The organism is Pseudomonas cimarronensis, from assembly GCF_049331905.1.
Lineage (GTDB): Bacteria > Pseudomonadota > Gammaproteobacteria > Pseudomonadales > Pseudomonadaceae > Aquipseudomonas.
The window spans coordinates 2,910,517-2,932,358 of sequence record NZ_CP186283.1 but is presented as its reverse complement, the minus strand read 5'-3'; the positions used below and the strand labels follow the sequence as shown (position 1 = coordinate 2,932,358).

Genomic DNA, 21,842 nt, shown 5'->3' with positions numbered 1-21,842 from the left:
CGGCAATACACGCGACCATTGGCCACTTGTAGGCGCTGGGGTTGCGCATAAGCTGAGGGGCAATTTCACAGGAGTGATGTGATGCATGGCTTGAGCGAAAAGATCCAAGGGCATGTGCTGCGCATTCAGGTGCGTCTGTTTGCCTGCCGTGAGCGCTTGCTGGCAGGTACTGATGATGAGGCCCTGCATGATCTGCGGATTGCTTTGCGCCAGCTGCGCAGCCTGTTAAGGCCGCTCACCGCGATTCCTGCCTGTGCCGACCTGCAGCAGCGAGCGGCAGAACTGGGCCGCTTGAGTGGTCCGCTGCGTGACCTTGAGGTGCTGCAGGGCCATTTTCGCCAGCAAGGGCTTGGCAGTGTCGCCCAGGCCCGTCAGCCCTTATTGCAGCAGGGCTATGCGCAACTGCTGGACAGTGCGGCGCTGCAACAGTTGCTCAGCGCTCTTGACCGCTGGCCGCAGCAGTGGCGGGAAGATGCCGGCAGCGGGCAGCCGCGCGCTCTGCAGAAGCTGATCAGCAAGCGCCTGCGCAAGGACCGTCAGCGGCTGAGCCAGGCCCTGCTGGATCCTGCCCATGACCGTCACCGTCTGCGTTTGTTGGTCAAGCGGCTGCGCTACGCCACCGAGGCGTATCCGCAGTTAAGCGGCCTGCCTGGGTCGTCTGCCGCTGCACTCAAGCAGGCGCAGTCGGCCTTGGGTGATTGGCATGATCACTGGCAGTGGCTGTTGCGGGCTGAGGCCGAGAGCGATCTGCAGCCCTGTGTGCCCGCTTGGCGGGCGGCCATGCAGCAGGCAGAACAGCAGGCTGACCAGGCCTTGCAGGTTCTGGCCATGGAGTTTGTGTCTTCTTCGAGATGATCTGGCAGAAAGGTCGTTAGTTTGGCGGAAATGTCGTTCCATTGGCCGCAGGCTTTGCCCTAAGATCACCGACATCTTGGGTGTGTGAGGTGGTTATGGGTTTTTCTGAATTGCTTCAGGCTGTGCGTGACAATCCGCAGGCCGTGTCGATCCCGGCGCAGTGGGGGCAGGGCCGCGCCAGTTTTGGTGGGCTGGTGGCTGCACTGGTGTATGAAGCGATGCGTGCCCAGGTGCCGAGTGGGCGACCGCCGCGTTCCCTGGCCATCACGTTTGTGGGCCCGGCGGCGCCGGATGTGCCGGTGCGCTTTGAGGTGGAAGTGCTGCGTGAGGGCAAGGCGGTCAGTCAGGTGCTTGGCCGTGCAGTGCAGGATGGCCAGGTGGTGACCATCGTCCAGGGCAGTTTCGGTGCCGGGCGTGAGTCGCGCATCGCGGTTGCGGCCGAGCCAGCCCCACAGGCCACGGCGGTGGAAGCCTGCCAGGAATTGCCGTATATCCCCAATGTCACCCCTGAGTTCACCCGTTACCTGGCCATGCGCTGGGCCTTCGGTGGCATGCCGTTCAGCGGCAATCCATCGCGGGACATGGGCGGTTGGGTGCGTTTGCGTGATCAGGATACGGTCGAAGCGGTCAATGAGGCCCATCTACTGGCCCTGGTCGATGCCTGGCCGCCCGCCGTATTGCCGCACCTGAATGCGCCGGCACCGGGCAGCACGCTGACCTGGACCATCGAGTTCGTCCAGCCCATGACTGCACTGACGACGCAGGACTGGTGCCTGTATCGCGCGCACATTGAGCATGCGCGTGATGGCTACGGTCATGTGGCCGCGGCGATGTGGACAGCCAGCGGTGAGCTGCTGGCCATCAGTCGGCAGACGGTAGCCGTGTTTGGTTAAACGCTGGTTGCTGCCGTTGCCCTGGGCAACGGCATAACCGTTTGGCCCGCTAAAGCTTGAGCTGGCGGATGGCCTTGTTCAGTTCGCCGGCCAGGCTGGCCAGGTTGGCGCTGGTCAGCGCCGATTCGCCGGTTTGCCCGACGGTCTGCTCGGTGACATCGCGGATGCGGATCACGGCGCGATTCATTTCTTCAGCCACTTGGCTTTGCTGTTCGGCCGCTACGGCAATCTGGGTGTTGCTTTCGCGCATATGCGCCACGGATTCGGTGATGGCGACCAGCGCCTGACCGGCTTCATCGGCCTGCTTGACGCATTCGTCCGCCTTGATCGAACTGTCCTGCATAAAGTCCACCGCGTCACGGGTGCCACTTTGCAGGGTGTTGATCATCTGGGTGATGAGGTCGGTTGAGTCCTGTACGCGCTTGGCCAGGTTGCGCACTTCGTCAGCCACTACGGCAAAACCTCGGCCCATTTCACCGGCGCGGGCGGCTTCAATCGCCGCGTTGAGGGCGAGCAGGTTGGTCTGTTCGGCAATCCCGTGAATCTCGCTGACCACGCCACCGATTTTCTGGCTGTCGGCGGCCAGTTGTTCGATCATCTGCGCGGTCTGCTGCACGCCACTGGACAGTCCGGAAATCGACAGCGCTACGCGGTTGACCACTTGCTGGCCGCTGCGAGCCAGTTGTTCGGCGTTCTTCGACTGGTCGCGGGTATCGGCAGTGTGTTCGGCAATATGGTGCACCGTGGCGGACATCTCGTTGATCGCGGTGGCCGCTTGTTCGGTTTCACTCTGCTGATCGAGCATGCCCTCACGAACCTCACGCATGCTGCTGGCCATGCGCTCGGCACCTTCATCCAGCTGCGCGGCCGATTGCGCGACGATGCTGACGATACGCTGGTAACCGGCCTGCATGGCATTGAAGGCGCTGGCCATCTGGCCCACTTCATCGCGGCTGTCGAGGGGCACGCGAGCGCTCAGGTCGCCGCTTTTCTCCACCTGCAGCATCACGTCCTTGAGGGTGTTGAGGTGGCTTAGCAGGAAGCGGATCAGCAACTGCGAGGCGGCCAGAAGTAGCAGCATCAACAGGGCGACCACCAGCGCATAGCTGGGTGCACGCTCAAAGAATACGTCCATCTGACTGGGCGCCTGGGCGGTGACGGCCAGGCGCTGACCATCCTGGCGGGTGATCACCTCTGCGCCGATCAGTCCGCCGCTGCCATTGAGCTCGACCCAGCCACGGGCATTGGCCAAGACGCTGCCCTGGTTATCCGGCAGGCGTGGGGTCTGCCCGTTGGCAAAACTCAGCAGGTTGTCGCCACCGGGCAAGGCCTGCTCTGCCGGCCATTGGCTGAGCAGGCGGGCTTGCTGCTGGGCAGCCTGTTTGGCTGCGTCCAGGTGCGTTTGATGTTCCAGATGGAGGGCATACAACACCAGCAGCAGGGTGGTGAAGAAGGCTACGGCGTTGACGGCCCAGAATTTGTACTTCAGGGAAAGATCGCTAATCCAGTGACTCATGCACATCTCTTCCTTGTGGAGGTTAGTGGCCATTGCAGGTTGGCTTGGGCTTATCGAGGTGTGTCGATAAACCTGTTATCGGCGCGAAACTCTTTGGGTTTAGGCGCAAAGCGGCAAACCCTTAGGCAAAGTGCCAGCAGTATCCAGCAACGCCAACCCCTGGCCATTGATCCTTATCAATGGGCACTGAGTCAGGTGAGTGACGCCGCACTCTCCAGGTGTGGCAGGTTGAAGAAGGCCTGGGCCGCAGCGCTGGTATGGGCTGCCAGTATTTGCTCGGTTTCCCCACGGTGCAGGGCCACCTCGCGCAGCACTTCCAGGAGAAAGGCCGGCTCGTTGCGGCCGTTCTTCGGTTTCGGCCGCAGGCTGCGTGGCAGCAGGAAGGGCGCATCACTTTCCAGCATCAGGCGGCCGCGTGGAATTTCCCTGACCAGCGGATGCAGGTGACTGCCGCGCCGCTCATCGCAGATCCAGCCGGTGATGCCGATATGCAGGTCCAGATCCAGGTAGCTGAACAGCGCACGTTTCTCCCCGGTAAAACAGTGCACCACGGCAGCTGGCAGCTGATCCCGGTAATGGCGCAGGATTGCCAGCAGGCGCTCGTCGGCATCGCGCTCATGCAGGAACACCGGTAGCTGCAACTCAACGGCCAAGGCCAGTTGCTGTTCCAGTACTTGTTCCTGCTGTGGTCTGGGGGAAAAGTCACGGTTGAAGTCCAGGCCACATTCACCCACGGCGCGGACTCGGGCGTCACCCAGCAGGGCCTTGAGTTCGGCATAGCTGTCACTGTTCCAGCTGCTGGCGTCGTGAGGGTGGATGCCGGCAGTACTGAACAAATGTGTGCCGCCGTCATCCAACTGCCGGCACAGCGCCAGGGCATGACGGCTTTCGTCGAGGCTGGTGCCGGTCAGCAGCATCTGCTGCACACCTGCCGCATAGGCACGGGTGAGGAGTGCTTCGCGTTGTTCGGCAAAGCTTGGATGGGTCAGATTGACGCCGATGTCGATGAGTTGCATGGTGCTACCTGCTGAATTGACCGGGCAGCATAGCAGAGCTTTTTTGTCGATTTAAAAAGCTAACTAATACATATAGTTAGATCGTATAGGTGATGTTGTGTGTGATAACTGGCTGGCGTCCCCGGGCGGGCTGTGCGAACCTCCGCGCCCCGCGCGAGCGGCCAGTGGTATGCCGCCCGGCAGGTTTGTCCGGGTCTGCTGGATTGATCTGTCGGCCATTTTTGTCCTGGAGCCTTGATGCTGCGAGTGCTGCTCACCTGCTGCCTATTGCTGCTGTCCTGCACAGCGGTGGCGCGTGTGGCTGGCCCGCTGGAAGTCGAGCAACCCAAGGCCGCCCGTGACCTGGCAAGCATTCGCAGCAGCGGCGAGTTGCGTGTGCTGGTCAATCAGAGCCGTAACAGCTCGGGCGAAGTCAAAGGCCAGAGTATTGGCGTCGAATACCACCGCCTACGGGCCTTCGAGCAGTACCTCAATCGCAACGCGCGCGATGGACGCAACCTCAAACTGAAACTGATTCCACGGGCCAAGGATCAGTTGCTGGCCGCTCTGCAGCGCGGTGAAGGCGATCTGGTCGCGCCTGGTGAGTTACTTAACATGCCGCGTGGCAGCAGGCTCAGCGCCAGTGCGGCAATTCGCCAGGATGTGCCGCTGATCATCGTTGCCCGCCAGGGTAATCGGCGTTACCAGAGCCTTGAGCAACTTTCCGGACGCAGCCTGGCGCTGCCCGCTGGTAGCGTGGCCGGCGAGGCGATTCGGCTGCTCAATCAGAAGCTGATCGACAGCAAGCGTTCGCCGATCATCATTGAATGGGTCGATCCGACCCTGGCCGTTGAAGATGTGCTGGAGATGGTCCAGGCCGGGATCTTCAGTGTGACGGCCGTCGAGCAGCCGATTGCCGAGCGCTGGGCCAAGGTGATGCCCAAGCTGCGCCTGGATCGCCATCTGCAATTGTCCAAGGACGGCGACATGCGTTGGTATGTGCGGCGTGATACGCCGATGCTTGGCGCCAGCATCGACCGCTTCCTCAAGGGCTATAACGACCCGGCAGATCTGGATGCCGTGTTCCAGCGGGTGTATCGGCGCCTGTACAAGGTGCATTACCCGCTTGGGCGCACTGAGCGTCAGCGTCTGGAGAAAGTCCGCCCAGTCCTGCAGCGCTACGCCACTCAGCATGATTTTGATTGGTTGGCACTGGCCGCACTGGCCTTCAAGGAATCCACCCTCAATCCGGCGGCCCGCGGTGCCAGTGGCGCCACGGGGCTGATGCAGATCACCCCGGCGGCGGCGCGCAGTGTGGGCGTAAGCAATATCAGCGTGCTGGACAACAATGTGCAGGCCAGCGCCAAGTACCTGGCGATGATTCGCCGCAACTACTTCAACAGTCCGCAGCTCAATGAGCGTGAGCGCATGGCCTTTATCCTGGCCGGCTATAACCTGGGCCCGCAACGGGTACAGGGCTTGCGAGCGGAAGCGCGCCGGCGTGGCCTGAACCCCAATCAGTGGTTCTTTCAGGTGGAGCGGGTGGCGATGGAGCAGATGGGCATGGGCGTGGTCAGCTATGTGAATAGCGTGAATAAGTACTACCTTGCTTATGACCGTGAGCGCTATCTGTTGGAGCCTTAGCGCGCAGGTTGAGAGTGCTAATCTATTAATCTATTCGATATTTTATAGCGATTTTATCGGCTTTTAATATTGGTTAATTGGTTTAATCTTCACGCCATCAACTACCCACAACAAGGACTGCTGCACATGAACGCTCTGATCAAATCTGTTGTTGCAACTCAAGCAGGCTACGGCCTGACCGTCCTGCGCATCATCGCTGGCATCACCTTTGCTGCTCACGGTGCACAAAAGCTGTTCGGCTGGTTTGGTGGTTACGGCCTGGAAGGCGTTGGCCAGTGGATGGAAAGTATCGGCCTAGCACCGGGTTATCTGCTGGCGCTGATGGCCGGTAGTGCCGAGTTCTTTGGTGGTATTGCCCTGATCATCGGCCTGCTGGCACGTCCGGCGGCGGCAGTCCTGGCGGTGACCATGGTGGTGGCAATTGTCACGGTGCACCTGGCCAATGGCTTCTTTATGAGCAACAACGGTTATGAGTTTGCCCTGGCACTCTTGGCGATCAGCGTAGCGATCCTGATTGAAGGCGCTGGCAAGCTGTCGCTGGATAAGCGCATCGCCGGCTGACATAGTCACGGTGCAGTCAGCAAAAAGCCCACTTCGGTGGGCTTTTTGACATTTCAGGATTGCGGCTTTTCCTGCGTTGCCAGCTGCTCGGCGGCTTCCAGGCGTAGGCGTTCGCGTTCATCGAAGTTTTCCGTGGCCAGCTGGGTAATCGCCACGCGCTTGTCACTGGCACTCATGCCCGGGTTGTTTTCGATTGCGGCTTTGTCGATGCGGTACTGGGCGATACGTTTCTTCCAGGTCTGCCGCTGTTGATCCAGCACTTCGAGGCGTTGGGTGGCTTCAGCACCGACCAATTGCTGGCGCAGTTGGCGGATTTGCTCCGGTTTGGCGCCGGACGCCTGCAGTTGCGCGGTCTGCTGACGCAGCTCGTTCTGCAGTTGCGGCAACACGGCATCCTGCATCTCGGCGGGCAGACTGTTGCGCAGCTGGTCGACGGCGGCGGCCTTGCCGGCATCGTCCAGCTGGCTGTCGTGCAGGATAGCCAGGCGTTGTAGGGTGAACTGGTTATAGGCCTCTTCGCGGGCGAAAAACACCTGTTGCGTTTCACTGTCGAAGATCCGCGCGCGCAGGGCCTGTACCGCCGCCTCGCGTTGGCGCAGAGCATCCAGATTGGCCATCTGCGGCAGGTCACGTTCGAGCAGGACCAGCTCGCGTTTGTAATCGAGGTATTGATTGAGCAGAACCAGCGCCTGTTCGCGGGCATTGGCCGGCAGTTGTGCGGCGATATAGGCACGCAGCCGCTCCACGCTGGCGCGCAGCGGTTCTTCGCCCACGGCGGCGAGGAAGTAATCGAAGATCCGCCGGATGTCTTCGCTGATCAGCAGGTTGCCGTCGGCATCCAGACGAAAAATGCCGTCTACGCTGGTGCCACTGAAGGAGGCGGGCAGGCTTTTGAGCGGTTCAATGGCCTTGCTTGCAGTGGCCTGAACTGCAGTGCTGGGTGTTTGCAGCGGTTGTGTGGCGACGCTGGGATTGTCGTTGAGTGGCGTGGCGATATCCGTAGGTTGCAGGTACAGCGCCAGAGCCAGGCCGCCGGCGAACAGCAGTGGGGAAAGCAACAGAAGTTTTTTCACGGGCAGTCTTCAGGTAATGGCAAGCGGGGTGTTGCGCAGATGAACCAGGGGCTGCAAGCAGCCCCTGGTTATTTCATTACAAACCGTCGTTTTTCAGGCGGTTGGCATGCTGGCGATAGACCGTGACCGGGTCGGTTTCGAACAGGCTGGTCAGCCCGAGGGTCTGGTTGACTTCATCAAGGTGGTTCATCCGGTAGTTATCGCGGATCACTTTGCCCATGCGTGAGCTGCAGCGGCCGACCAGGCCGTCGTTGGCTTCACCCTTGAAGGTCAGGGCAGTGGCGCCGAGCAGCAGGTCGCTGGGGTCGATGATGTTGGTCACCGGGCTGGTACCGCTCCAGGAGTAGTAGCGCACGCCATTCACGCTGTAGGCCCCTTCACCGCAAGCGGTGGTGGGAATGCCCTGCGGGAACTTGGCGTTGAAGCGCGCCGCGCCCTGGCTGTTGAGCGATTCCAGCGAACCCAGAGCGTTCTGCGGGCTGGTGCTGGAGCTGCCGGAAAGGAAGTTGATCAGCGTGCCGAGGCCGTTGACGATGCCGGCCAGCAGGGTTTCACCAGCCGAGCCTGGTGGCACCTGACGGATAAAGTCGGCGGTGGCCGAGCCCTTGTGCGGTGCACCGACGCTGGTGGCCGAGGCAATCAGGTTTGGTTTGACGGCCGCAACGTAGCGGATGGTCGGACCACCATGGCTGTGGCCGATCAGGTTGACCTTGGGCTTGCCGCTGATGGCGACGATTTCTTCCACCTGCTCCAGCAGTTCTTCGCCGCGGGCTTCCGAGGTGTTCAGTTGGCTGACTTCGGTGACATACACACTGGCGCCGTCGCGGCGCAGTGCGGCAGGGATGCCGTACCAGTAGTCGACACCCAGAATGCTGTCGAAGCCGAGCATGCCGTGGGCCAGTACCACTGGGTATTTGGTTTGGGTGTAGCCAGAGGAGCCGAACCAGAAGGCGTGGGTGTTGCCAGAGGCCAACAAGCCGGCGCCCAGGCAGAGGGCGAGCAGAGTTTTATTGTTGTTCATTGGTGCTCTCGCTAGGGTTTATCGGGCAGTTCAAGGCAGTCCATGCAGCCAAAACGCCCATCCCGTGGCGCGTACTACAGCCCCAAGGCAATGGCAGAAAGCATGCCAGGCTCGCACAAAGCACGGCCAAGGCTCTGCCACGGGCCTTGCGCCTGATCGGTTGCACGCCTGCCGTCAGCAATCTGCTGGGCGGTTGTTACGGGCTGAAACGGCAACGCCTTGCTGCCAGGCCTCAAATGTTGGGTCGAGACGCTAGCGAGCGCCGGTTGATTAAGAGTCTGGCCGGCGGTTTACCTACTTGGCCAATCAAAGGTTGGGGTGGTGGTTGGGCGCGTCGCTGCCTTGAAGTTTTACGCGTGCTTCTCTAGGATGCCGACCCATGCGCCGATTTAAACAGCTACTTGCGGGGCGCCGGGTTACCTGTTGATTGCAGCGCCCTGAGAAGCACTCTTCGGAGGCTTTGAAATTCCGCTAAAGCGCTGGTTCGGTGTCGCCTCTCACCGCTGCCCAGCGGACTCAATGAGGCGGAGACATATCGATGCACTGTCCCCAACCGCTTATTCGCCTGGCCCCGATCACCTCTGGGCTGACTCTGCGCAATCCGAAAATCCTGCTTGGCGGCAACCACCAGCCGACTCTGCTGCGCTACCTCGATGGTTGGCCCAAACGCTGGGCAGGGCCACGGACTTTTCTGATCAACTTCGTCCACGATGGTGAGTCGCTGGCGCGTTTTGCCAGCAACCACTTCGATATGGCGGTGATCCAGGCACCAACGGCTGAGCAACTGGATGAAACCGTGCGTCAGCTGACGCGGGTGGCCAGGCAAGGGCTGATCACCCGGCGCTGAGTGAGCCCTGTAATGCTTGGCCAAAGCCCCTGTTGATCCGCTAGGCTCCACGCATACTGTCAGGGAGTGGGCCCATGTTCGAATCCGCCGAGATCGGTCGCTGCATCGATAAAGAAACCTACGAGGCCGAGGCCCCAGCACTGCGTGAGGCGCTGCTGGAGGCACAGTACGAATTGCAGCAGCAAGGGCGTTTTGCCGTACTTGTGCTGATCAATGGTATTGAAGGGGCCGGCAAGGGCGAGACGGTCAAGCTGCTCAATGAGTGGATGGATGCGCGGCTGATTCAGGTCAACACCTTTGATCAGCAGACCGATGAAGAGCTGGCCCGCCCGCCGGCTTGGCGTTACTGGCGGCAACTGCCGCCCAAGGGGCGTATCGGCATCTTCTTCGGCAACTGGTACAGCCAGATGCTGCAGGGGCGGGTGCATGGCCGGATCAAGAATGCCGTGCTTGATCAGGCCATCGACACTACGTTGGGGCTGGAGCGCATGCTTTGCGATGAAGGCACGCTGATCTTCAAGTTCTGGTTTCACCTGTCCAAACAGCAGATGAAGGCGCGCCTCAAGGCCTTGCAGGACGATCCGTTGCACAGCTGGCGGATCAGCCCGCTGGACTGGCAGCAGTCGAAGACCTACGACAAGTTTGTGCGCGTCGGTGAGCGCGTGCTGCGCCGCACCAGCCGCGATTACGCGCCTTGGTACGTGGTGGAAGGCGTAGATGAGTATTACCGCAGCCTGACGGTTGGGCGCATCCTGCTTGATGGCCTGCAGGCGGCGCTGAAGGCCAAGACCCGCCCCGTGCCCCATCCGCATGCTGCACCGCTGACTTCCAGTCTGGATCAGCGTGGGCTGATCGACAGCCTGGATATGACCCAGGCATTGGACAAGGACAGCTACAACGAGCAACTGGTGGTCGAGCAGGCACGCTTGTCCAGTCTGATGCGTGACAAGCGCATGCGCCGCCACTCGTTGATTGCAGTGTTCGAAGGCAATGACGCGGCAGGTAAGGGCGGGGCGATTCGCCGGGTGATCGGCGCGCTCGATCCTCGGCAGTACCGCATCGTTCCGGTTGCTGCACCGACCGAGGAAGAGCGCGCACAGCCTTACCTGTGGCGCTTCTGGCGGCATATTCCACCGCGCGGCAAGTTCACTGTGTTCGACCGCTCCTGGTATGGCCGGGTGCTGGTGGAGCGGGTCGAGGGCTTTTGCAGCACCGGCGACTGGCTACGTGCCTATGGCGAGATCAACGACTTCGAAGAGCAACTCAGCGAGGCCGGCGTGGTGCTGGTGAAGTTCTGGCTGGCAATTGATCCGCAGACCCAGTTGGAGCGTTTCAAGGCCCGCGAACAAATCCCCTTCAAACGCTTCAAGATCACCGAAGAAGACTGGCGTAACCGTGATAAGTGGCCGCTGTATCGCGATGCGGTGGGCGATATGGTCGACCGCACCAGCACCGAGATCGCCCCTTGGACGCTGGTAGAGGCCAATGACAAGCGTTTTGCCCGGATCAAGGTCTTGCGCACCATCAATGAGGCGCTTGAGGCCGCATTTGCCAAAAACTGAATACGGGCCGCGGGATGGTCGCGCATACGGCTGATGAATGATCGTCGCCGATAGAGATTATCTGGCTTTATTCTCGGCCTATCTTCAACCCCAATAGCAATGAGGTGCGGCATGCGTGAAGTGGTGATCGTTGACAGCGTACGGACTGGTTTGGCCAAGTCCTTCCGTGGCAAGTTCAATCTGACCCGTCCAGACGACATGGCGGCCCATTGCGTCAATGCCTTGCTGGCACGCACCGGTATCGACCCTGCGCTGGTGGATGACTGCATCGTTGGCGCTGGCTCCAACGAAGGCGCCCAGGGCATGAACATTGGCCGCAACGTGGCCGTGCTATCCGGTCTGGGCACCAACGTCGCAGGCATGACCCTCAACCGTTTCTGCTCCTCGGGCCTGCAGGCCATTGCGATTGCCGCCAACCAGGTGGCGTCGGGCTGCAGCGATGTCATCGTGGCGGGCGGCGTCGAGTCGATCACCATGACCCTGAAAAGCATGAACACGCAGAACCTGTTCAACCCGGTGCTGCAGAAAGACCTGCCGGGCATCTACTACCCCATGGGCCAGACTGCTGAGATCGTTGCGCGGCGTTACAACGTCAGCCGCGAAGCCCAGGATGCTTATGCCCTGCAGAGCCAGCAGCGCACTGCGCGGGCGCAGGCCGAAGGCCTGTTTGACGATGAAATCGTGCCGATGAACGTCAAGTATCAGGTCGAAGACAAGGCCACGGGCGAGAAGCGCATCGTTGACGGCGTGGTCGCCCATGACGACTGCAACCGTGCCGACACCACCCTGGAAAGCCTGGCCGCGCTCAAACCGGTGTTTGCCGACGACGGTTCGGTCACCGCTGGCAATGCTTCGCAGCTGTCTGACGGCGCCTCGATGACCCTGGTGATGAGCCTGGAAAAAGCCATCGAACTGGGCCTCAAGCCGCTCGCCTTCTTCCGTGGTTTTGTTGCCGCTGGCTGCGAGCCGGATGAAATGGGTATTGGTCCGGTGTTCTCGGTGCCCAAGCTGCTCAAGGTTAAAGGCCTGAGCATTGCCGATATCGACCTGTGGGAGTTGAACGAAGCCTTTGCTTCGCAGTGCCTGTATGCCCGCGACCGCTTGGAAATCGACAACGAAAAGTACAACGTCAACGGCGGTTCGATTTCCATCGGCCACCCGTTCGGCATGACCGGCTCGCGCCAGGTCGGCCACTTGGTGCGTGAGCTGCAACGGCGCAAGCTGCGTTATGGCATCGTCACCATGTGTGTGGGTGGCGGTATGGGCGCAACCGGGCTGTTTGAAGCGGTGCGCTGATCGTCCCGCGTTAAATAAAAAACCGCGACATGTCGCGGTTTTTTATTGGCTGGTCTTTGTGTTCAGAAGGCACGGCTTTCGATGATTTCGTTGGCCTGGATCATTCGGCGGATGTAGAAGGCGATCTCGCGTTCGGCATCCGTTCGGTTGAAATAGGGGCCTTCCAGCGTACCCTCACGGGTGGAGAAGAAGTACTGGCCGTTGACCGCGCTGACGCGTTCACTGCGGTAATGGGTGCCAGGGCTGTGATCGATAGTGCGTTGACCGAACATAGTTGAACCTCCCGCAAAATGAGCTGCTGAAAGTCAGTCTAAACGGCGTTTTTCTGGCTGCTGAATTTAACGACAAATGGTCGTTTTTACCGAAATTCGGCATGATTTCTCCGGTTTTCATATTTTTTGACGCCATAAGGCTGACTTGATGCTGTGCGGCCATCAGTACAGTTGCACGGTATAGCGCTGCCTGGCTGTGGCTGTGTTGGTTCCGGGAAGCGGCCTAGAATGCCTGTTTGCAGCTGCAACCTGTATCAGGTGAGGGTGTAGCGCTAGGTTTAGAGGCGGTTATGCATATTTCTTCAGGTCGCTGGCTGTATGGGTTGTTCCTGGCACTGTTGACGGCGGTGTTATGGGGCGTGTTGCCAATCAAGCTCAAGGAAGTGCTGCAGGTGATGGATCCGGTTACGGTGACCTGGTATCGCCTGCTGGTTTCCGGCTCCATCCTGCTGGCCTACCTGGCGGCCAGTAAGCGTCTGCCGGCATTCCGTCCATTGGGCAAGAAGGGCGCCTGGCTGTTGTTACTGGCGATTGCCGGGTTGACCGCCAACTATGTGCTCTATCTGGCTGGGCTCAATCTGCTCAGCCCCGGCACGACGCAACTGGTGATTCAGGTGGCGCCGATTCTGCTGTTGATCAGCAGCATCTTTATTTTTCGCGAGCGTTTCAGCCTCGGCCAGGGGCTGGGCTTGCTGGTGCTGCTGATCGGTTTTGTCTTGTTCTTCAACCAACGCCTGGATGAACTGCTGACCTCGCTGACGGCCTACACCACTGGGGTGTTGATCGTACTGCTGGCCGCATTTGTCTGGGCGTTCTATGGCTTGGCGCAGAAACAGCTGCTGACTGTGTGGAATTCGTTGCAGGTGATGATGGTGATCTACCTGGCCTGCGCTGTATTGCTGACGCCCTGGGCACATCCGCAGCAGGCGTTTGAGCTGAGCCCGCTGCAAGGCTGGCTGCTGTTTGCCTGCTGCCTGAATACCCTGGTGGCGTATGGCGCATTTGCCGAGGCGTTGGCTCATTGGGAGGCATCAAGGGTCAGCGCGGCATTGGCGATTACGCCGTTGGTGACCTTCGCGTCGGTGGCCTTGGCCGCCACCTGGTGGCCGGATCATGTGCAGCCCGAGCAGATCAACTGGCTGGCCTATGGCGGCGCGGTGCTGGTTGTGTTGGGCTCGGCACTGACGGCATTGGGACCGTCGCTGTTGGCCGGCTGGCGCGCCCGCAAGGCGCGCTTGATCGCACAGATTTAAGTCGTTGTGGCTGAGCAGGTATCAGGCGCGTAGGCCCAGCGTTTCGGCACGTTTTAGCCAGCTCTGGCGTTGCTCTTCGGAGGAGGGACGCACGGGGGCGAATTCGCTCAGGCGGCGGGTCTTGATGCCACTGAAACCGAGGATGGTACGGGTCATCTGCCGGTGCCCGGGCGCGCCGTAGATCCAGCGGAAGTACCAGGGCGGGGTGTCCATGGTCACCAGCAGGTCTGCCGTGCGTCCGCTCAGCAGCTTGTCCCAGAGTTGCGAACGGTTGCGGTATTTGAAGGCGAAACCGGGCAGGAAGGTGCGGTCGAAGAAGCCCTTGAGTAGGGCAGGAATACCTCCCCACCAGACCGGATAGACGAATACCAGGTGCTCGGCCCAGTGAATCTGCCGCTGTGCCTCCAGCAGATCAGGTTCAAGTTGCTGGCTCTGCTCGTAGCCATCGCGCAGTACTGGATCAAAGCTCATTTCCCCCAGTTTCAACTGGCGCACGACGTGGCCCTTGCTGCGCGCCCCTTGGGCATAAGCTTCACCGAGGGCATGGCAGAAGCTGTTGCCTTTCGGGGTGCCGAGGATCATCAGGATGCGTTTGCCGTTACCCTCCAAAGGCGTCGCACCGCTTTTTGCCGCTTCACTCATGTTGACCTGCCTCCAGCATATTTTCAGGACGCACCCAGGCGTCGAATTGTTCATTGCTCAGGTAGCCCAGCTGCAGCGCCGCTTCGCGTAGGGTGGTGCCATCCTGATAGGCCTGCTTGGCGATTTGCGCGGCCTTGTCGTAACCGATATGCGGGTTTAGCGCAGTCACCAGCATCAAGCCACGTTCCAGGTGTTCGGCCATTTTTCCTGCGTCGGGCTGCAGGCCCGCGACGCAGTGCTGCTGGAAGTTATGGCAGCCGTCGGCGAGCAAGCGTATCGATTGCAGCAGGTTGTGAATGATCACCGGCTTGAACACGTTGAGCTGCAGGTGGCCCTGGCTCGCGGCAAAGGCAATCGTGCTGTCGTTACCCAGAACCTGACAGGCCAGCATCGACAGCGCCTCGCATTGAGTGGGGTTGACCTTGCCCGGCATGATCGAGCTGCCTGGCTCATTGGCCGGCAAACGCACCTCGGCAAAGCCTGCGCGAGGGCCGGAGCCCAGTAAGCGCACATCGTTGGCCAGTTTGATAAGGGCCACTGCCAGGGTTTTCAAGGCGCCGGACAGTGCCACCAAGGGTTCGTGGCCGGCCAGTGCGGCAAACTTGTTCGGTGCGCTGACCAGCGGCAGGCCACTCAGAGCAGCCAGTTCGGCGGCCATGGCTTCGGCGAAGCCCAGCGGTGAATTCAGCCCGGTGCCTACCGCTGTACCGCCTTGTGCCAGTTCGCAGACGGCTGGCAGTGCAGCCTGGATGGCGCGTTCGGCATAACCCAGTTGGGCGACAAAGGCCGACAGTTCCTGGCCGAAGGTCATTGGTGTGGCGTCCATCATATGGGTGCGCCCGGTCTTGACCAGTCGCGCATGCCGTTCGGCCTGTTCCAGCAGCCCCTCACGCAGCTCGCGCAGGGCAGGCAGCAGCTGCTGGTGTACGGCCTGCGCGGTGGCGATGTGCATGGCCGTGGGAAAGCTGTCGTTGGAGCTTTGCGCGCGATTGACATGGTCGTTGGGGTGCACCGGCGTCTTGCCGCCACGACCATTGCCTGCCAGTTCGTTGGCTCGTCCGGCAATCACTTCGTTGACGTTCATGTTGCTTTGCGTGCCGCTGCCGGTCTGCCATACCACCAACGGAAACTGCTCGTCATGCTGACCAGCCAGCACCTCGTTGGCGGCCTGCTCGATCAGCCGGGCCAGATCGGCGGGCAACTCACCAATACGCTGGTTGACCCGTGCTGCGGCTTTCTTGATCAGCGCCAGGGCATGCACCACCGCTAAAGGCATACGTTCCTGGCCGATGGCGAAGTTGATCAGCGAGCGCTGGGTCTGGGCGCCCCAGTAAGCGTCATCAGGGACGTCGATCGGGCCCAGGCTGTCGGTCTCAATGCGGCTCATGGCGGCTCTCCTGATAGCTGCGGACGCAGCAGATGGCATATCAGGTAAGCAGTAACTCACCTGGGCGTATGTGAGCTTAGGTCGCGATAGGGCGGCAGAGGTTCAACTTGAGGCGTAACTACCAGCGCGCGTGGGTTTCACCGAGCCAGCCTAGGGCATTGTTGACCGGTACGCGTTCACCTTCCGGGCCACGCAAAACCCCATCGAAATGCCCGAACCACTGCTGTGTATCTGCATAGAACGGCCCCAGTCGGCGGTAGGCCTGGTGGCGCTGGCGTGGGGTGAAGGTCAATTGCACGGCATCATCCGGGCTGCGCAGTTGCCAGGGCGCCAGCGGATTATGCGGTGCCTGGGTGATGGTGATGGGGCTGTCCAGATGTTGCAACTCGCCGCCAAACCACAGGGTGTTTTCGGATAGGCCGCTGCAGTCGGTCCAGCCGGCGCCGAAGTTGCCGGCAATCCCACCTGGAGCTGCAAAAGCCGCGCGGGTCCAGTGGCTGTTGAGCGGCCAGACGCCTCGGCCGAAATCCAGCGAGGCAAAGCTTTGCCCGGCCACGCAACTGTATTGTTGTTTGCCCAGTTGCACGCTGCCGCTGCAGGGCAGGCCCAATTGGCGGCTGGTGGCATGGAAACTCTGTGGGCCGAGCGGCGCGACCAGATTGACTGAGTCCAGGTGTGCCGGGCGCTGAATGTCCAAAGCTACCTGTAACGGCTGGCCGCCAATGTCCGGGGCGCTGATGGTGATGCGGGTGCGTCCGGTGTGTTCAGCCACGCGCAGCTGCAGGCGCGGGTGATTGAACTCGTGACTGGCCTGCGGCTGATCTGGCAGGTTGCAACCGCGGGCGAACAGGCGGTACTGGTTGTAGGCGACGGCTTGGCCGCTTTGCAGATCAAGGAAGTAGGCGGCGGCGTAGCCCAGGTAGTCGAGATCGGCCTGGGTGAAGGAGAGCATCCATTGCGGGGTGGTGATGCACCAGTGGTTCCAGCGCTTGCGTCGACCGAAGTGACCGGGGATGGCGCAATCGACCATGGGTCTGGGCGACCAGCCGACGGCCTGCGGGTTGAGCTGCCCATGACTGTCGCACAGTGCGACAGCAGCAAAAGGCTCAGGATGGGTGAAACTGTTCATTAGCACGTCCATGTGTGTGCGAGGGCCGCGCAGTTCGTGCGTCGGCACACTTAAACAGAAATGTGTAATGCCATGAGCATGCACAGGCACGCTTCTGCTCGGCAATTGCTGGCATTTTGACCTTTAAGCAGGCTGTGCGCCAGTGCACAGTTGTAGCGTGATTTAGCGAGCGCGCTGTGCACGCTTGAGTCGCAACCGTGCTTGGGCACAAAATGCCGCCAACTGAGTCAAACAAGACTCTTTCTCTGTTCAGGAGTAGTACATGTCACGTTTACCTGCCTTTTGCGCTGCCCTAATACTGACGTGCGGTAGTGCTCAGGTGCTCGCCGATGCCAAGAGCCACGCCGCTGACGCCGAGCGTTTCCTGATACTGGCTCGTGCCGACAAGCTCGCTGTGCCGGTGTATGCCCAGGTGCAGCAGATGTTTGCCCAGCGTTTTGCCGAGAGTAATGCCCCGCAAAGCGAGAAGGCGGTGCTGGAAACCTATCAGGCCCAGGCCAACACGGCCCTGGAGCAGGCTGTGGGTTGGGACAAGCTCAAGCCGGACCTGGTCAAGCTCTACACCAGCAACTTCAACGAGCAGGAAATGAAAGAGCTGATTCGTTTCTACGAGTCGCCGCTGGGCAAGAAAGTTCTCGAAAAGATGCCGACGCTGACCGCGCAATCGGCGCAACTGACTCAGGGCAAGCTGGAAACGGCAGTGCCCAAGGTCAACCAGTTGCTGGCAGAGATGACTGCCAAGCTGACCCCGAAAAAGCCCTGAGTGACAGACACGATGGCCAAGATCGATCTGTTGCGGACCGCCCTGACGAGTCTGCAAACCCAGCACCTCGATGTGCTGGATGAAAGCCACATGCACAGCCGAGGGCTGGAAACCCACTATAAAGCGGTGATCGTCAGCGAACAGTTCGCCGGCCTGAATGCAGTCAAGCGCCACCAGAAGGCCTATGCCGCCGTAGGCGAGTTGATGGGGCAGATTCACGCCCTGGCGCTGCACACCTACACCCCGGATGAATGGGCGCAACAGGGCGTGGCTCCGGCTTCGCCGACCTGCAAGGGCGGCCACTGAGAACCTGCTTACGATCTCGCGAGCTAGAGCCCCGTAAGGCAAAAGCAGGCGAGGACGCGCAGTGTACGAGTTGTACATGAGCATCCGAGCCTGCTTTTAACGCAGCAGGGCCGACGCGCAGCAGATCGTAAACAGGTGCTGAGGCAATTCGCCTCTACACGGCGCTTCTCAAGGGCAGTAAACTGCGCACCCCGCCGGCCTAGCGCCGGCGGTTTTGTTTGTGACCAGCCATCCATGGCGGCCACCCCTGTGTGGCCGTCGCGAGCGACGTCAAAAATTGCTCCCGGCAATTTTTTGTGGTCCTCCAGCCTGGCAAAGCCGCTGCTGGTCGCGTTTGTATCCCGGTCCGCCCTTTACGTGGGCGACTACTGAAGGACATGCATATGACCGACAAGATCGTTGTCGCCGCGCTGTATAAGTTCGTTTCCCTGCCTGACTTCCATGATCTGCGTGAGCCACTGCTTCAGTGCATGCTGGATAACGCGGTAAAGGGCACCTTGCTGCTGGCCGAAGAGGGTATCAATGGCACCGTCTCCGGTTCGCGCGCTGGCATCGACGGGCTGATGGCCTGGTTTGGCCTGGACCCGCGTCTGGCCGATATCGACCACAAGGAATCCTACTGCGACGAGCAACCGTTCTACCGCACCAAGGTCAAGCTGAAGAAGGAAATCGTCACCCTGGGTGTGCCCGGCGTCGACCCGAACCAGAAAGTCGGCACCTATGTTGAGCCCAAGGACTGGAATGCGCTGATCAGTGACCCTGAGGTGCTGCTGATCGATACCCGCAATGATTACGAAGTGTCGATTGGCACCTTTGAAGGTGCGGTAGACCCGAAAACCAAGTCGTTCCGCGAGTTTCCCGAGTACATCAAGGCGCACTTCGACCCGGCCAAGCACAAGAAAGTGGCGATGTTCTGCACCGGTGGCATCCGTTGCGAGAAGGCATCCAGCTATATGCTCGGCGAGGGGTTCGAGGAGGTGTTCCACCTCAAGGGCGGCATCCTCAAGTACCTCGAAGAAGTACCGCAGGAACAGAGCAAATGGCAGGGCGACTGCTTTGTCTTCGACAACCGGGTGACCGTGCGCCATGACCTCAGCGAAGGTGATTACGACCAGTGCCACGCCTGCCGTACGCCGGTGTCGGTGGCAGATCGTCAGTCCGAGCTCTATACCCCTGGCGTCAGCTGCCCGCATTGCTGGGATTCGTTACCGGAGAAAACCCGCGCCGGTGCCCGTGAGCGTCAGCGCCAGATCGAACTGGCGAAACAGCGCAACCAGCCGCACCCGCTGGGCTACAACCCCCGACAGAATCGCGAGGCTTAAGCATGCACGCACGCCTGCTCTATGTGATGGACCCGATGTGTTCATGGTGCTGGGGCTTTGCCCCGGTACTTGAGTCTCTCGCTGAGCAGGCCGCTGCCGCAGGTGTGGGGTTGGAGTTGGTATTGGGCGGCTTGCGCCGTGATGGTGTGGCCATTGATGCCGCCGCCCGCGTGCGCTACCTGGGCTATTGGCAGGCGGTGAATGCCAGCACCGGCCAGCTGTTCAACTTCAATGCCGGCCTGCCGGAAGGGCTGGTTTATGACACCGAGCCGGCCTGCCGTGCACTGGTCACAGCGCGCAACCTGGCCCCCGAACTGGTCTGGCCGCTGGCTCAGTTGATCCAGCGCGCGTTCTATACCGAGGGCGTGGATGTCACCCGCGCCAGCGTGCTGGTGGAGTTGGCGGAGCGCGCTGGGATTCCGCGCATCGAATTTGCCGAAGCCTTCGACAGCGCCGCACAGCGTGCTGCCACTGCCGCCGACTTCAGCTGGACCCAGGATCTGGGCATTGCCGGCTTTCCCACGCTGCTCGCTGAACGCGACGGCCAACTGGCCTTGCTGACCAACGGTTATCAACCCCTGGACGTGTTGCAGCCTTTGCTGGCGCGCTGGCTGGAGCGGGTTGCCCATGCCTGATCGGTTGAGTTGGGCGGAAGTTCGTCGGCTGGCCTTGCAGCACAAGAAGGCGTTGATCTGGGCCAACCTGGTGGCGGTGCTCGCGACCCTGTGCAGCGTGCCGATTCCGCTGTTGCTGCCTTTGCTGGTCGATGAGGTGCTGCTTAACGACGGTGATGCTGCGCTCAAGGTGATGGATAACTTCCTGCCGGCTCATTGGGAAACCGCCGCCGGCTATATCGGCCTGATGCTGGTGCTGACCCTGTTTCTGCGCGGTGGGGCGCTGATCTTCAACGTGCTGCAGGCGCGGTTGTTTGCCCGCTTGTCGAAAGACATTGTCTACCGCATCCGTATTCGCCTGATCGAACGGCTCAAGCGCATTTCCCTCGGCGAGTACGAAAGCCTTGGCGGCGGCACCGTAACCACGCACCTGGTCACCGATCTCGACACCCTGGACAAGTTTGTCGGCGAAACCCTCAGCCGCTTTCTGGTGGCCATGCTCACTCTGGCAGGCACCTCGGCGATTCTGATCTGGATGCACTGGCAGCTGGCATTACTGATCCTGCTGTTCAACCCGCTGGTGATCTACGCCACGGTGCAGCTGGGCAAACGGGTCAAACACCTTAAGAAGCTGGAGAACGACAGTACTTCGCGCTTTACCCAGGCACTGACCGAAACCCTCGAAGCGATTCAGGAAATCCGTGCCGGCAACCGCCAGGGCTTTTTCCTCGGGCGCCTCGGTGGTCGTGCCAAGGAAGTGCGCGACTACGCCGTGGCCTCGCAGTGGAAGACCGACGCCTCGAATCGCGCCAGCGGCCTGCTGTTCCAATTCGGTATCGATGTGTTCCGTGCTGCGGCGATGCTCACCGTGCTGTTCTCCGACCTGTCGATCGGCCAGATGCTCGCGGTGTTCAGTTACCTGTGGTTTATGATCGGCCCGGTCGAGCAGCTGCTAAGCCTGCAATATGCCTTCTACGCTGCCGGCGGCGCATTGAGCCGGATCAACGAGCTGCTGGCGCGCAAGGACGAGCCCCAGTATCCCGGCCGCGTCGACCCGTTCAAGGGTCGCGACACAGTGGGCATCGAAGTCAGCGGGCTGACCTTTGCTTACAACGATGAACCGGTGCTGGATCACCTCAACCTGAGCATCGCACCGGGTGAGAAGGTTGCCATCGTTGGTGCCAGCGGCGGTGGCAAGAGCACCCTGGTGCAGCTGCTGCTCGGCTTGTATACGCCGCAGGCGGGAACCATCCGTTTTGGCGGCAGCAGCCAGGAAGAAATCGGTCTGGAAGCCGTACGCGAGCATGTGGCGGTGGTGCTGCAGCATCCGGCGCTGTTCAACGACACGGTGCGCGCCAACCTGTGCATGGGCCGTGAGCGCAGTGACGAAGCCTGCTGGCACGCGTTGCAGATCGCCCAACTGGCCGACACCATCCAGGCCTTGCCGCAAGGCCTGGACAGCATCGTCGGCCGCTCCGGCGTACGCCTCTCCGGTGGTCAGCGTCAGCGCCTGGCAATAGCCCGTATGGTGTTGGCCGAGCCGAAAGTGGTGATTCTCGATGAGGCCACCTCGGCCCTGGACGCCGCCACTGAATACGCCTTGCACCAGGCGCTCAATCAATTCCTCCATGGCCGCACCACGCTGATCATCGCCCACCGTCTGAGCGCGGTAAAACAGGCTGACCGGGTGTTGGTATTCGACGGCGGCAGTATCGCCGAAGACGGCGGTCACCAGCAGCTGATCGCTGAAGGCGGGCTCTACGCCAAGCTGTATGGGCATTTGCAGCACTGATAGCGTCATCCACCCTACGGTGCCTGATAGCGGAGCTTGGCACCCTACGGTTCCTTCTGGTCACAGCATTTTCTCGCGGGCATGGCCCGCTCCTACGGT

General features: G+C 60.8%; 21 protein-coding genes. 13 read left to right on the top strand and 8 right to left on the bottom strand.

Going from position 1 to position 21,842, the window contains the following annotated elements; genetic code table 11:
* Nucleotides 1–81 precede the first annotated feature (81 nt).
* Nucleotides 82–855: a CHAD domain-containing protein gene (locus ACOCLD_RS13645; protein WP_422909553.1), complete on the top strand. Its 774-nt coding sequence runs from the start codon at nt 82–84 to the stop codon at nt 853–855.
* A 95-nt stretch (nt 856–950) separates the two neighbouring features.
* Nucleotides 951–1,748: an acyl-CoA thioesterase gene (locus ACOCLD_RS13640; protein WP_422909552.1), complete on the top strand. Its 798-nt coding sequence runs from the start codon at nt 951–953 to the stop codon at nt 1,746–1,748.
* A gap of 49 nt (nt 1,749–1,797) precedes the next feature.
* Here ACOCLD_RS13640 and ACOCLD_RS13635 read toward each other — a convergent pair whose 3' ends face one another.
* A complete protein-coding gene (locus ACOCLD_RS13635) occupies nt 1,798–3,264 on the bottom strand; it encodes a methyl-accepting chemotaxis protein (protein ID WP_422909551.1) in 1,467 nt (488 codons plus the stop codon).
* Nucleotides 3,265–3,455: 191 nt separating this feature from the next.
* Nucleotides 3,456–4,280, bottom strand: a complete 825-nt coding sequence (locus ACOCLD_RS13630) for a TatD family hydrolase (RefSeq protein ID WP_257778309.1) — start codon at nt 4,278–4,280, stop codon at nt 3,456–3,458.
* Nucleotides 4,281–4,517: 237 nt separating this feature from the next.
* Here ACOCLD_RS13630 and ACOCLD_RS13625 point away from each other — a divergent pair, with 237 nt between their 5' ends.
* Complete coding sequence (locus tag ACOCLD_RS13625; RefSeq protein WP_422909550.1) at nt 4,518–5,903, top strand: transglycosylase SLT domain-containing protein; 1,386 nt, start codon at nt 4,518–4,520, stop codon at nt 5,901–5,903.
* Nucleotides 5,904–6,029: 126 nt separating this feature from the next.
* The gene (locus tag ACOCLD_RS13620; protein ID WP_233685040.1) at nt 6,030–6,464 is read left to right on the top strand and encodes a DoxX family protein; all 435 of its coding nucleotides are present in this window, start codon (nt 6,030–6,032) and stop codon (nt 6,462–6,464) included.
* Nucleotides 6,465–6,517: 53 nt separating this feature from the next.
* Here ACOCLD_RS13620 and ACOCLD_RS13615 read toward each other — a convergent pair whose 3' ends face one another.
* Both ACOCLD_RS13615 and ACOCLD_RS13610 read right to left on the bottom strand, forming a co-directional pair.
* The gene (locus ACOCLD_RS13615) at nt 6,518–7,537 is read right to left on the bottom strand and encodes a lipase secretion chaperone (RefSeq protein WP_422909549.1); all 1,020 of its coding nucleotides are present in this window, start codon (nt 7,535–7,537) and stop codon (nt 6,518–6,520) included.
* 76 nt (nt 7,538–7,613) lie between these two features.
* Nucleotides 7,614–8,558: a triacylglycerol lipase gene (locus tag ACOCLD_RS13610; RefSeq protein WP_257778312.1), complete on the bottom strand. Its 945-nt coding sequence runs from the start codon at nt 8,556–8,558 to the stop codon at nt 7,614–7,616.
* A 538-nt stretch (nt 8,559–9,096) separates the two neighbouring features.
* Here ACOCLD_RS13610 and ACOCLD_RS13605 point away from each other — a divergent pair.
* The 3 genes from ACOCLD_RS13605 to ACOCLD_RS13595 all read left to right on the top strand — a co-directional run bounded on the left by ACOCLD_RS13605 (nt 9,097) and on the right by ACOCLD_RS13595 (nt 12,263).
* Nucleotides 9,097–9,405 carry a class I SAM-dependent methyltransferase gene (locus tag ACOCLD_RS13605; RefSeq protein WP_422909548.1) on the top strand — a complete coding sequence of 103 codons (309 nt, stop codon included), beginning with the start codon at nt 9,097–9,099 and terminating at the stop codon, nt 9,403–9,405.
* 74 nt (nt 9,406–9,479) lie between these two features.
* Nucleotides 9,480–10,967: a polyphosphate:AMP phosphotransferase gene (pap, locus tag ACOCLD_RS13600; protein WP_422909547.1), complete on the top strand. Its 1,488-nt coding sequence runs from the start codon at nt 9,480–9,482 to the stop codon at nt 10,965–10,967.
* A gap of 111 nt (nt 10,968–11,078) precedes the next feature.
* Nucleotides 11,079–12,263 carry a thiolase family protein gene (locus tag ACOCLD_RS13595; RefSeq protein WP_422909546.1) on the top strand — a complete coding sequence of 395 codons (1,185 nt, stop codon included), beginning with the start codon at nt 11,079–11,081 and terminating at the stop codon, nt 12,261–12,263.
* A 62-nt stretch (nt 12,264–12,325) separates the two neighbouring features.
* On the opposite strand, the gene ACOCLD_RS13590 is transcribed toward ACOCLD_RS13595, so the two are convergent.
* Complete coding sequence (locus ACOCLD_RS13590; RefSeq protein ID WP_233685034.1) at nt 12,326–12,535, bottom strand: DUF6316 family protein; 210 nt, start codon at nt 12,533–12,535, stop codon at nt 12,326–12,328.
* 290 nt (nt 12,536–12,825) lie between these two features.
* Here ACOCLD_RS13590 and ACOCLD_RS13585 point away from each other — a divergent pair, with 290 nt between their 5' ends.
* On the top strand, nt 12,826–13,788 hold the full coding sequence (locus ACOCLD_RS13585) for a DMT family transporter (RefSeq protein WP_422909545.1): 963 nt from the start codon (nt 12,826–12,828) through the stop codon (nt 13,786–13,788).
* Between the two features lie 21 nt (nt 13,789–13,809).
* Here the strand turns inward: ACOCLD_RS13585 and ACOCLD_RS13580 are convergent, their stop codons facing one another.
* The 3 genes from ACOCLD_RS13580 to ACOCLD_RS13570 all read right to left on the bottom strand — a co-directional run bounded on the left by ACOCLD_RS13580 (nt 13,810) and on the right by ACOCLD_RS13570 (nt 16,946).
* Complete coding sequence (locus ACOCLD_RS13580; RefSeq protein ID WP_422909544.1) at nt 13,810–14,430, bottom strand: NAD(P)H-dependent oxidoreductase; 621 nt, start codon at nt 14,428–14,430, stop codon at nt 13,810–13,812.
* Nucleotides 14,423–15,817 (bottom strand): class II fumarate hydratase, encoded by a 1,395-nt coding sequence (locus ACOCLD_RS13575; RefSeq protein ID WP_422909543.1) that lies wholly within the window; start codon nt 15,815–15,817, stop codon nt 14,423–14,425. The genes ACOCLD_RS13580 and ACOCLD_RS13575 overlap by 8 nt, the downstream gene beginning before the upstream one ends.
* Nucleotides 15,818–15,935: 118 nt before the next feature.
* Entirely contained in the window at nt 15,936–16,946 is a 1,011-nt protein-coding gene (locus ACOCLD_RS13570; protein WP_422909542.1) for a DUF2804 domain-containing protein, read from the bottom strand.
* 262 nt (nt 16,947–17,208) lie between these two features.
* On the opposite strand from ACOCLD_RS13570, the gene ACOCLD_RS13565 reads away from it, so the two are divergent.
* The 5 genes from ACOCLD_RS13565 (at nt 17,209) to ACOCLD_RS13545 (ending at nt 21,743) form a co-directional block, all read left to right on the top strand.
* Complete coding sequence (locus ACOCLD_RS13565) at nt 17,209–17,709, top strand: DUF2059 domain-containing protein (protein WP_422909541.1); 501 nt, start codon at nt 17,209–17,211, stop codon at nt 17,707–17,709.
* Nucleotides 17,710–17,721: 12 nt separating this feature from the next.
* Nucleotides 17,722–18,015 carry a BolA family protein gene (locus tag ACOCLD_RS13560; protein WP_422909540.1) on the top strand — a complete coding sequence of 98 codons (294 nt, stop codon included), beginning with the start codon at nt 17,722–17,724 and terminating at the stop codon, nt 18,013–18,015.
* Nucleotides 18,016–18,398: 383 nt separating this feature from the next.
* On the top strand, nt 18,399–19,337 hold the full coding sequence (locus ACOCLD_RS13555) for a rhodanese-related sulfurtransferase (protein ID WP_422909539.1): 939 nt from the start codon (nt 18,399–18,401) through the stop codon (nt 19,335–19,337).
* Nucleotides 19,338–19,339: 2 nt separating this feature from the next.
* Entirely contained in the window at nt 19,340–19,972 is a 633-nt protein-coding gene (locus ACOCLD_RS13550) for a DsbA family protein (RefSeq protein WP_422909538.1), read from the top strand.
* A complete protein-coding gene (locus ACOCLD_RS13545) occupies nt 19,965–21,743 on the top strand; it encodes an ABC transporter ATP-binding protein (protein ID WP_422909537.1) in 1,779 nt (592 codons plus the stop codon). Before ACOCLD_RS13550 ends, ACOCLD_RS13545 begins: the two co-directional genes overlap by 8 nt.
* The last annotated feature ends 99 nt before the right edge of the window (nt 21,744–21,842 follow it).

Coding starts and splice junctions, on each gene's coding strand:
- ACOCLD_RS13585 (WP_422909545.1), top strand. CDS start 12,826: ATGCATATTTCTTCAGGTCGCTGGCTGTATGGGTTGTTCCTGGCACTG.
- pap (WP_422909547.1), top strand. CDS start 9,480: ATGTTCGAATCCGCCGAGATCGGTCGCTGCATCGATAAAGAAACCTAC.
- ACOCLD_RS13545 (WP_422909537.1), top strand. CDS start 19,965: ATGCCTGATCGGTTGAGTTGGGCGGAAGTTCGTCGGCTGGCCTTGCAG.
- ACOCLD_RS13590 (WP_233685034.1), bottom strand. CDS start 12,535: ATGTTCGGTCAACGCACTATCGATCACAGCCCTGGCACCCATTACCGC.
- ACOCLD_RS13565 (WP_422909541.1), top strand. CDS start 17,209: ATGTCACGTTTACCTGCCTTTTGCGCTGCCCTAATACTGACGTGCGGT.
- ACOCLD_RS13560 (WP_422909540.1), top strand. CDS start 17,722: ATGGCCAAGATCGATCTGTTGCGGACCGCCCTGACGAGTCTGCAAACC.
- ACOCLD_RS13645 (WP_422909553.1), top strand. CDS start 82: ATGCATGGCTTGAGCGAAAAGATCCAAGGGCATGTGCTGCGCATTCAG.
- ACOCLD_RS13575 (WP_422909543.1), bottom strand. CDS start 15,817: ATGAGCCGCATTGAGACCGACAGCCTGGGCCCGATCGACGTCCCTGAT.
- ACOCLD_RS13550 (WP_422909538.1), top strand. CDS start 19,340: ATGCACGCACGCCTGCTCTATGTGATGGACCCGATGTGTTCATGGTGC.
- ACOCLD_RS13640 (WP_422909552.1), top strand. CDS start 951: ATGGGTTTTTCTGAATTGCTTCAGGCTGTGCGTGACAATCCGCAGGCC.
- ACOCLD_RS13610 (WP_257778312.1), bottom strand. CDS start 8,558: ATGAACAACAATAAAACTCTGCTCGCCCTCTGCCTGGGCGCCGGCTTG.
- ACOCLD_RS13580 (WP_422909544.1), bottom strand. CDS start 14,430: ATGAGTGAAGCGGCAAAAAGCGGTGCGACGCCTTTGGAGGGTAACGGC.
- ACOCLD_RS13630 (WP_257778309.1), bottom strand. CDS start 4,280: ATGCAACTCATCGACATCGGCGTCAATCTGACCCATCCAAGCTTTGCC.
- ACOCLD_RS13555 (WP_422909539.1), top strand. CDS start 18,399: ATGACCGACAAGATCGTTGTCGCCGCGCTGTATAAGTTCGTTTCCCTG.
- ACOCLD_RS13595 (WP_422909546.1), top strand. CDS start 11,079: ATGCGTGAAGTGGTGATCGTTGACAGCGTACGGACTGGTTTGGCCAAG.
- ACOCLD_RS13620 (WP_233685040.1), top strand. CDS start 6,030: ATGAACGCTCTGATCAAATCTGTTGTTGCAACTCAAGCAGGCTACGGC.
- ACOCLD_RS13605 (WP_422909548.1), top strand. CDS start 9,097: ATGCACTGTCCCCAACCGCTTATTCGCCTGGCCCCGATCACCTCTGGG.
- ACOCLD_RS13570 (WP_422909542.1), bottom strand. CDS start 16,946: ATGAACAGTTTCACCCATCCTGAGCCTTTTGCTGCTGTCGCACTGTGC.
- ACOCLD_RS13635 (WP_422909551.1), bottom strand. CDS start 3,264: ATGAGTCACTGGATTAGCGATCTTTCCCTGAAGTACAAATTCTGGGCC.
- ACOCLD_RS13625 (WP_422909550.1), top strand. CDS start 4,518: ATGCTGCGAGTGCTGCTCACCTGCTGCCTATTGCTGCTGTCCTGCACA.